The sequence below is a fragment of the Collimonas antrihumi genome (assembly GCF_018304965.1).
GTDB classification, from domain to species: Bacteria; Pseudomonadota; Gammaproteobacteria; order Burkholderiales; family Burkholderiaceae_D; genus Collimonas; species Collimonas antrihumi.
Window position 1 is genome coordinate 581,986 of the sequence record NZ_JAGQED010000001.1, and the last position, 8,782, is coordinate 590,767.

Genomic DNA, 8,782 nt, shown 5'->3' on the forward strand with positions numbered 1-8,782 from the left:
CGACTCGGAGTAAAAGGGTCAGGAATAAAAGAGGTCTTGCAATAACACATCCGTGTTAGCAAGCTCAAGGAGTCTAGGGATATACAAGTCATCGACAACATCGACTGTGGCTAACGCGTAAATAGCTACTGCTTCAATCAGTGCGTCGTGCGACAGGTTATTGGCTTGGGTGGTGACGAAGCCTACTTCTCGTAGAGAGATGGCGACTGCGCGGGCATCGTTTTCCGGGTTATTCAGCTTCGCCAAATGCAGATACTGACTGTTACCAATCACTAATGCGATTCGTTTTGAATTACCGGCACTAGAAGCTGCATTCATCCAGGCAAGGAAAATAATGGCTAATGAAACCCGCACGTATTGGAAAAAATGTGGGTGCCGCCTTGATACTAGCGCAATCATTTGGTGCGGAAGATCATGTGCTCTTGCTAACTCGACGATTGCCCATCCGCAGGCTTCCAAATTCTTGGCTCTGGCCGGGTCAACTTTGCGCAGCATAGCGCTCAATCTGTGACGAAAAATGCAAGTAATCCACCTGGTCATCAAGGAATTGCTTTCAAATTTAAGATGCAGTCGGTTTTCCACATTCCCCGCAGTAGCTGGCGTCAGGATCGGCGCCAGCGCCACAATGCGTGCAGAAATTGCGTTGCAGGAAATCATCTTCCGCGATATCAGGAGTAACAATATTGCTTTTCGTACCGGTGGCAATCAATGCCGCAGCCAACCGTTCATCAGGTACATTCGGCTTCGATCCCGCAATAACCTTGTGCATCATCCCGATCTTCTGTGCGCGCTCAAAATCCTGATTAGAGGTTGGGGCGACCACCATTGATCGCGTCTCACCAAAACCCTTTAAACCAGCCGCTAGCTCGTCGGCAATATTTTGTAAGCCACGCATGCCGATCAATTGGCGTGCCGCATCCTTGCCAAATATGACTGTATCAATCTCAGAGACCCAAACACGCATGGTCATGCTTTCAGTATTAATAACGGTTTTGGTGGTCTGAACATTTCCGGAAAGCTGATTGCCGATATGAACCTGCGCCGACTCAAAGCTACCGTTGATATTGACCCAGATTAACTCGGAGACGAAGTCGAAACGCCCCCACAGCACATGTGCTGCGCCGTAACAGAACATCCCTACCACCATTTGACTCACCGCAAACGCCGTGATGGTCGCGATTGGCTCACCGCCAAGGATGTCTCGGGTGATCAATACCGTAGCAATCGTGCCCGCAATGAGGTAAATCATCGCGAGACCTGTCAGGCAGGTGAGCCAAAAGAACTGCGGCATCGACAACGCGTGACCAACGCCGGTCGCGATTCGATCTGGCTGTGGCCGGGGCTGTGTTTCCTCAAAAATCTCGGCGCCGAACGGGCCCTGCTGCCCGCTAATCACCGGGGAGCGGCGCGCGTAACGCCTGTTGGGGATACGACTGTACCAACGACTCATCAGAATCCTGTCCAGTTCTTCGATCAGCTTGTTCGGATGCGCGTTCATGGTGACCGTCTCCGTTACCCGGGCAGATCCCACTGTCTGAGGCGATGGCCGAAGCTGGTTTTTCAGAGCAAGGCCGAAGACTCCACAGCCAATGAGCGCACACACGAGCGCAACCAGGACCACGCCATTGATCGAAAGCCCGTCAAGGTCTGGAAGATGCGATGCGGCGACACCAAGAATCACCGGCCCGAGCACGGCAAGCACGATAAGCACAATCAGACTGCCCGTACCAACGTTGGCCGCGTCGGTGACCGGGGTCGCTGCAGGCCCTGATTGTTTCACCATCGGGCGCATAATCTGAAGGAACGCAAACGCACCATAGCCAAGTCCGATCCAGCCATTTGCCGGACCTTGCCCAAACACGAACCAGCAAAGCAGGAAGCTGACAAAGGTAGTCGCCAAAGCCAGGAAATTGTAGAACTGGGTCTGGGCGGTACGTTGAATCACGTCCGGCGCAAAAATAAGGTGCGGCAACCATGAATACAATAAACCGTTGAGTGGTCCCTTTGGTTCGCGAAACGTTATCGCATTCTGGCGTAGCGTCTCCTTGAATATGCCCGCAATTTTCGAATCGCCATCCTGATCGGTGCCCACCACCGGCGCCAGATTGTCAGGCCGGTTACGCCCGAAGAAGTAACGCAATCGGGTGAAAGCGCGCGCCAGAAGTCCGATACCAAAGAGAAGAAGGAAGATGGAAATCCCGACAACAGCGAGCGCACGGCCATCGAGGCCGTGCGCAATACGGTCTCGCACGATGAGCATCGTTGCTGCTCCGGCCAAGACCATGAACGCGCCGGAGATGATGATGGCAAGGTTCTGAACCTTGTACGGGTTCGGGAATTCGAACACCTGACTTTCGGGATTAAACTCGTAACTCATAAAATGGCTCTAGCTAAAATTAAACTGTTTAACCCTTGACGCGATCGAAAATCACTTCGCTTCCCCGACTTGCAAATCCAATCAGACAGGGTTTTGGACGCCGCATTCACCGCAGAACATATCGTCAGGAGCGAGCGGCGCGCTGCACTTAAGGCATGCCCGACCTGCGACGACGGTCGAGCCTTGCTTCGACGACGCTTGCACCGAAGACCTTGCCTCCTGAAGCTTGGAACCTGCACGATCTCGCGCCTCCTGGGTCCGGCGCTTGGCTTCCACTACGTGTTCGCGCATCTTCTCCTCGGTCTCACCGAAATTCAGGCCATCTACAGTCTGCAAATAGATGAGGCACGTACCATTGATGAACGTCAGAAACGGGATGGTCAAACCGATAGTCAAAAGCAGACCCGTGGCGAACCCGAAAGCGCCTGTATAGGATGTGCTGCTTTCCATTCCACCCATTCCGCCCATTCCCATGGGACCGTACATCATGCCGCCCGTCACGCCCCGAAACAGGCTGGCGATACCCCCCAACGGACTAATGCCGACAGCAGACGAAAGTCCCATTGACGTGGAATAACCTGAAAACAAGACAAACGAGACTACGCCAGAAAGAAACATCACGAGCAGTGAGAGGATTACCAGGTTGGTGATGACTGCCAACAGGCGGTGGCGGACGATGACTACCAGACGTGCGACCGTCTGGAAGGCGGTATTGCCTTCCCATACGGCTGGCGCCGCGAGCGGGAAGCCAACGTAAAACATGCCCGCAATGGTCATTCCAAGAACCACCGCGAGAATCGGCAGGGCAAAGCTATAGAGGAACACACCGAGTCCGGGAATCTTGCAAATGAAAAGAACCAGAAGCGCAGCCAGCACCACGCCGAGGAATCCAAGAAACAACAGTACGCCTACACCTAGAAGGCGGTGCACGGTGAAGACCGCCTGCAGTATCGCATCCGTGAAGCTCGCTTCCTGCCCTTGTGCTCGTCGCATCAGTGTGATGCCTACTGACGAATAGCCGATCAATCCGACGACCAGGCTCACGATTCCGAACAAACCACCCAGCACGACACTACTTTTCATCAACCAGCTGCTGAGCGCGATAAACAAAAAAAACACGAGGCCGGCAAGGCCGGTCATCGCCAGCGCGCGCCAATTGGTGACAGCTTCGGCCGCGCGGAGCAGGCCGTAGGAAGTGGGTGCGACTTGTTCGGTTGATGTCATGATTTTCCCTGTTGAATGTCTAATTATTCTGGATCAGCGATCGAGCAATGCCAAGGTAGGCATGCCGTCAATTTCGGCGACCTGCATGGCGGACTCTTTCATGGTGCCTGGTCTGCCGTTGAGAAAAACTTGCGTCTGCAGTCTATAGATGCCCTGCGGTGCCCCTTGTGGCAGTTTTAGCGTAAAGCTGTTGTCGTATTCGCCGCTGCCACCGGTATCGTTGACCAATTTTTCCCCGCGCTTGAATTCCTCGCCGGTCGGTGCATACGCGACCAGTACCTCTTTGATCTCGCGTACCGGCTCGTTGGTACCTGACACCGCGCGGATGGTCGACTGGACCTTGATGGCGTCTCCAGCCTTGACCGCGCCGTTAGGTGTGACGACGGTCGCATAAGCGTCGATTTTGGCGGTTGGTGGGAGTCGGTTGCGATTGCTGACTTTGTACTGCTGATCGACCTCCGCCGCAGTCTTGGTTTGCCGGGACGCGATTTCAACGACGGCACACGCCGCCAGGCCTGCGATGGCACCCTTGACGGCACCACGGGTACCCCCGAGAACCGCGCCCAGAACCGCGCCGCCGGCACCAAATGCAGCACAACGGAGTGCCGCGGTATTGTTCTCGGAGCTTGTTGCTGGATCGCCACCTGGCGTCGCGCAGCCACTGATGAAAAAAGTGGCGACGCATGCTGCACAGATCGTTTTCTTGAATTTCATGGGATTCCCTTAGGTTATTCGATTGAACTGCCGGATTTAAGCGCATCCATTTGCTTAGCTTTTGCCTTGCTGCGCATAGCCTTTGCGCCCTTGCTGGTTGGGTCCAGCTCGAGCACGCTTTCGGCCGTCGCAATCGCCTTGTCGTACTGGCCGTTGGCGATATAGCTATTGGCTTTTGCCAGCAGCACCGTGATCTTGCCCGACATGGCATCAGGAACGTCGGTCGGCACCAGAGCCTTCGCGGGTTTTGTAATCGACGGCGCGATCTTGATCACTGCAACTGGCTTCTGTGCAGTTGCCGGAGCCTCTGCAGTCGCTGGCTCTGGAGAAGGCATCGGCGCCGACTCAGGCGCAGAAACAGGCTTTTCCGCAGGGATGGCAGCTACCGGTTCCGGAGCGGCAGTAACGACTGGAGCCACGTTTTGATGTGGCAAAGGTGATTCATTCAAAGCCGACGGCGGAGGATCGATGGCGACCACGGCCTTTGCCGGTTCTGTCAGGACGGGTGTCCCGATCGTGTCTGACTGCTTGGTTTTCCACCAGAGGAAGCCGCCACCGCCTGCGACAGCGACAACGAGCGCCAGCGAAATCCCGATCACCAGGCGCGATGACTTTGACGTCGATATCGAGGGCTGCACGTTCAATAAAGCGTCCGTGACTGGAGCTGGTGTTATGGGAGATTTCGCAATGGCTGGGGAACTGATAGAAACAGCAGGTTCACGATGCGCCGGTTGCGGCTCGGGCGCGGCCACCGGGGCTGTCATCGAAGGCAGCGGCAAAGAATATTCGCTTGCACTTTCCGGAGGCAGGACTGCCGTCGATGTGGGCAATGAGGTTTCCGCGACCGTGGTACCGCACTTCTTGCAGAATTTCGCATCTGGAACAAGCGACGTGGAACATGAGATACAGATACGGGATGCGCTTCCGTTCAATGCGACGGGACTCTTCTCGTTGGAAGGGGAGGTTAAAGGTTCGGGTGAAGAGCTTGACGCAACGGTAGTACCGCACTTCTTGCAAAATTTAGCACCAGGAACAAGCGGCGCAGAGCATGAGAGGCAGGAATTTTTCGCTACGGCCAATTCGGCCATCGGTATCCCACACGACTTACAGAACTTGGCGCCATCCTTGTTTTCGGAGCCACATTTGCCACAGCTAGCCATTAATTATTCCTCGTATTATGTGTTGTGCCATTTACGACTTCCTGTCTACTTAGCTTCTTCAGCAGCGTTGAGTATCAAACCGCTTCCTTTAAATGCAGCAATTGCTGTTTGAGATGTTCCGTCTGGCACTGCAATCCGATAGTCTCCCATCTGTCCATCTGGTCCACCGATGAATTCGGCGCGAACCGATACGCAGCGACCGCGCTGCGACGATCGTCCCCCAGATTGTTATTCAGGTAATCCGGAATGAGATCATGTAATTCGTCGTCGGTGAAGTTAGCCATGTTTGTTTAACCGTCAATAGTCGTGGCACCGTGACTACGAATACATGGTAAGAGTTTCCTTTGCGCAAGCGCAGCCCACCCTTTGATTGTTCCGGCAGGCCTAGCTTTTCGCGACCAGCGCAACTTCTCGTGCATTTCCAGATAAAACAAGCGTGCAGCGTTCTCCGCCCGAACTGGGTGGCGAGATTTCATTTCTGCCACAAGCTCATGCAGTTGTAGTTCAGTTCGTGAGGCCATAATTCGTTCAAATTATTAGTCGAGTGCGCAGCGATCTTGGTTGGCTTTATTTTTGCTATCGGGATTAACCGAAGCATGTTGCACGGCGCAATACCGTAGTTACATAAAAGCAATCGTTCTGCATACTAACCGAACTGTTGCTCTTCGCAAACAGTAATATGTTTATTGCACCGGTTTTTCTTGTCTAAAAAGCTGAGCCATCGCTCAGAATGGGAGGCGCTGTTTGTAATATCGCTGGATCTGATCGCAGTAGCGGGTTTTAAAATTCAGTGCGATGTTGTCAAGCATGTAAAAAATGATTGGCATTCAAGTTGCTCTCGCGCGCAAGAAATGCAGCGAATGTAGGCGCGCGCGGATCAGTTCGGAAGCGGATTGAGGAGGACGCATTGCCAAAATTAATAGCAATCACAACAAGCCCTTGTAAGTGTTGCGTTTGGTCGATCTATTCACAGACTTATCCGTTGAAATTTGTGGATAAGTCCGCTAAAAAAGAAGCTCCGTTTGGTTTGTATTGCAACAACTCGAAATCTCATTGTGTTGATAGCCGCTTTTTTCGTTGCCGGTGGCGTCGTGTCTCGTTCTCGTGAGGGGTAACGACGTCATGGAGATCGGCGCCGGAGGAGGGGACGAGGACCTTCACTCGACGACGTTAGGCGGCCTGCATGGCGCCGAAACTTTCCGAAAGCAAAAAGGCCGTCTTCGATGTCGGGCGAGAGGGGCGGTTTCGTGAGTGTTTCGATCTCGGGGCGATCGGCGCCGGAAGGAATCGCACAAAACGCATCCGTTATCAGTTCAGAATCAATCTCGGCACAGCATCATCGGCTGCGAATAAAAACGCATTCTGGCCGTACTTCATCGAAATCGCTTTTGCGGTTTCGAAATCGATCCCGAGAACGAGCGCGCTCACTTCTTTAGGCCACGCGCCGTCCCGGTCGCAGCCGTAACCGCCCGGAACGTTAATCCGAGGTCGGCCAGTTCGGCCTCGAGCGTACGATGCGGGGCCGTATTTTCCGCGTCCGTAACGATGTTCGAAAACGGGTTGTAGGCGGTCAAGAACGCCGACGAAAGTGTGTCGTTGTCGAGATGGAGCGTCATCAATTCCGGGGGAGTATTCGCAGGGATGCATAGTGAAGTTCGCGCGCTGGTCTACAACGCGGTAGTTGGCGTCGGCGTAAGCCTGGGCCAGTTCCGGAGAAATTGGGGCAGGGTTGTTCATAGATCTTTAGTCACTGGGATTGCAATTGTTTTTCGTCTGCGCCGCCTAATTTGCCCAGGAGCTGCTCTGTGCATTTTAATGTAACAATATTAACAGGTCGGGTTAATAACTATCTTGCTGGCAAGCAATGCCGTGGTCTAGTGAATAGCTGCTGGGAACGCTCCAATTGTCTTGCGGGACGAATGTGCTGCAACTGAAGCAGGGAGGCGCATTTCCTGATGACGATGCATTGATACAACGGTACTATCAAGCAATATGTCAGAATAAAAAAGAGACGATGTCGATTCAGAACTGGGAGGCGCTAATTGCGCTTTACCCTTTGATGAGCGCATGCCGCAGAATTAAACAGCAACCCAATCACAAAATCGCGGACACCACTCGGCCATGCGCTACGACAACCAAGAAATTCTCGGCGATTGCGTCTCAGACGAAGTTGGAGAAGACGCCCTACGATTCGATCGGACGCTGGAACGGCTGAATATTTTCTTGGGTTATCACGACCACCCCAAGCAGGCGTTACGCATGCGTCGTTATTTAATGGCGGCCGGGACGTCGGTCTTGGCGATCGGTTTGTTGTTTGCCTGTTATTTGCAGGGCGTTCTATCTGGCGCCGCATTCTATCGAAGTACCACCTTGGTTTTGCTTGCGATTCTCGCCTTCTATATTCTGTTTCGCTCCGGACTCAATCTGCGGTTCAGCGATCCGAATCTCGCCGTTCCGCAAATGTTGGCTTCGTCTCTGGTTTCTCTGTTAGCCATGTACGAGGCTGAGGGTGGGAGGTCTGTGTTCCTGGTGCTTCTGCTGATGGGGTATCTGTTCAGCGTGCTACAGCTTACGAGCAGGGCATTGCTGGTTTACGCTATGGGTATTTTGGGCGCCTACGGCAGTGTAATCGGCCTGCTATGGCGCTTCAAGCCGCAGTCGCTGGACCTGCGTCTGGAGCTGCTACAGTGGCTGGCACTTGCGCTCACGCTGCCCTGGTTCGCGCTGATGGGAGGTTTTATCAGCGGACTGCGCCAGCAATTGCGCAAGAGTAACAAGGAACTGCAGCGTTTGTTGGATAAGGTTCAGGCGAGCGAAACGTAAGCGCTGAATTAAGCACACGGCCACTGGCGTGGACATGGCGCTGGCCGAGTTAGCCAGCGGCTGTCGCGTTTTGCGGCTGGAAGTTGAACGGCAGCAGGTCCATGACGTCGGCATCCGGCTGGCGTTGCGGCAGTTCTGCCAGAACGTGGCACAGGTAACTGTACGGTTCGACATTGCAGGCGCGGCAGGTGAGCATCAGGCTGTAGACGATCGCGCTGGCACGCGCACCGGCCACGGTGTCACAGAAGAGCCATCCGCGGCGACCGATCACAAACGGCCGGATGTCGCGCTCAATGACATTATTGTCGACAGCTGCGCGGCCGTCATCGACGTAGCGGATCAAATACTTCCACTGACCCAGCGCATAGCCGATCGCCTTGCCGATCAGCGACTTCGGCAGCACCTCCGCCTGGTTCTTGACGAGCCAGGCGTAAAAGGCGTCCAACACCGGACGGCTGTGCTCCTGCCGCAGCCGGTACGTGTA

The 8,782-nt window shown here is 54.2% G+C and carries 8 protein-coding genes and 2 pseudogenes; 1 reads left to right on the forward strand and 9 read right to left on the reverse strand.

The genetic code is table 11. The features are described from left to right. Positions 1 to 18: 18 nt before the first annotated feature. The 8 genes and pseudogenes from KHU29_RS02560 to KHU29_RS22490 all read right to left on the reverse strand — a co-directional run bounded on the left by KHU29_RS02560 (position 19) and on the right by KHU29_RS22490 (position 7,091). Complete coding sequence (locus KHU29_RS02560) at positions 19 to 495, reverse strand: caspase family protein (protein WP_211451094.1); 477 nt, start codon at positions 493 to 495, stop codon at positions 19 to 21. A gap of 64 nt (positions 496 to 559) precedes the next feature. Continuing rightward, positions 560 to 2,377 (reverse strand): zinc ribbon domain-containing protein, encoded by a 1,818-nt coding sequence (locus tag KHU29_RS02565; protein ID WP_211451095.1) that lies wholly within the window; start codon positions 2,375 to 2,377, stop codon positions 560 to 562. 81 nt (positions 2,378 to 2,458) lie between these two features. After that, entirely contained in the window at positions 2,459 to 3,601 is a 1,143-nt protein-coding gene (locus KHU29_RS02570; RefSeq protein WP_211451096.1) for a zinc ribbon domain-containing protein, read from the reverse strand. Between the two features lie 33 nt (positions 3,602 to 3,634). Then, positions 3,635 to 4,315, reverse strand: coding sequence for a hypothetical protein (locus KHU29_RS02575; protein WP_211451097.1), 681 nt, complete (start codon positions 4,313 to 4,315; stop codon positions 3,635 to 3,637). Between the two features lie 14 nt (positions 4,316 to 4,329). After that, positions 4,330 to 4,959 (reverse strand): hypothetical protein, encoded by a 630-nt coding sequence (locus tag KHU29_RS22110; protein WP_246541362.1) that lies wholly within the window; start codon positions 4,957 to 4,959, stop codon positions 4,330 to 4,332. Positions 4,960 to 5,376: 417 nt separating this feature from the next. Then, positions 5,377 to 5,475: pseudogene (locus KHU29_RS22485) on the reverse strand (zinc-ribbon domain-containing protein); the annotation flags it as partial. A 74-nt stretch (positions 5,476 to 5,549) separates the two neighbouring features. After that, positions 5,550 to 5,759 carry a hypothetical protein gene (locus tag KHU29_RS02585; RefSeq protein ID WP_211451099.1) on the reverse strand — a complete coding sequence of 70 codons (210 nt, stop codon included), beginning with the start codon at positions 5,757 to 5,759 and terminating at the stop codon, positions 5,550 to 5,552. A gap of 1,024 nt (positions 5,760 to 6,783) precedes the next feature. Beyond that, positions 6,784 to 7,091, reverse strand: a pseudogene (locus KHU29_RS22490) (DUF3293 domain-containing protein). Between the two features lie 505 nt (positions 7,092 to 7,596). Between KHU29_RS22490 and KHU29_RS02595 the strand changes: the two are divergent. Next, a complete protein-coding gene (locus KHU29_RS02595; RefSeq protein WP_211451101.1) occupies positions 7,597 to 8,298 on the forward strand; it encodes a hypothetical protein in 702 nt (233 codons plus the stop codon). A gap of 49 nt (positions 8,299 to 8,347) precedes the next feature. Here the strand turns inward: KHU29_RS02595 and KHU29_RS02600 are convergent. After that, on the reverse strand, positions 8,348 to 8,782 hold a 435-nt coding region (locus KHU29_RS02600; RefSeq protein ID WP_211451102.1), incomplete at its 5' end, for an IS66 family transposase.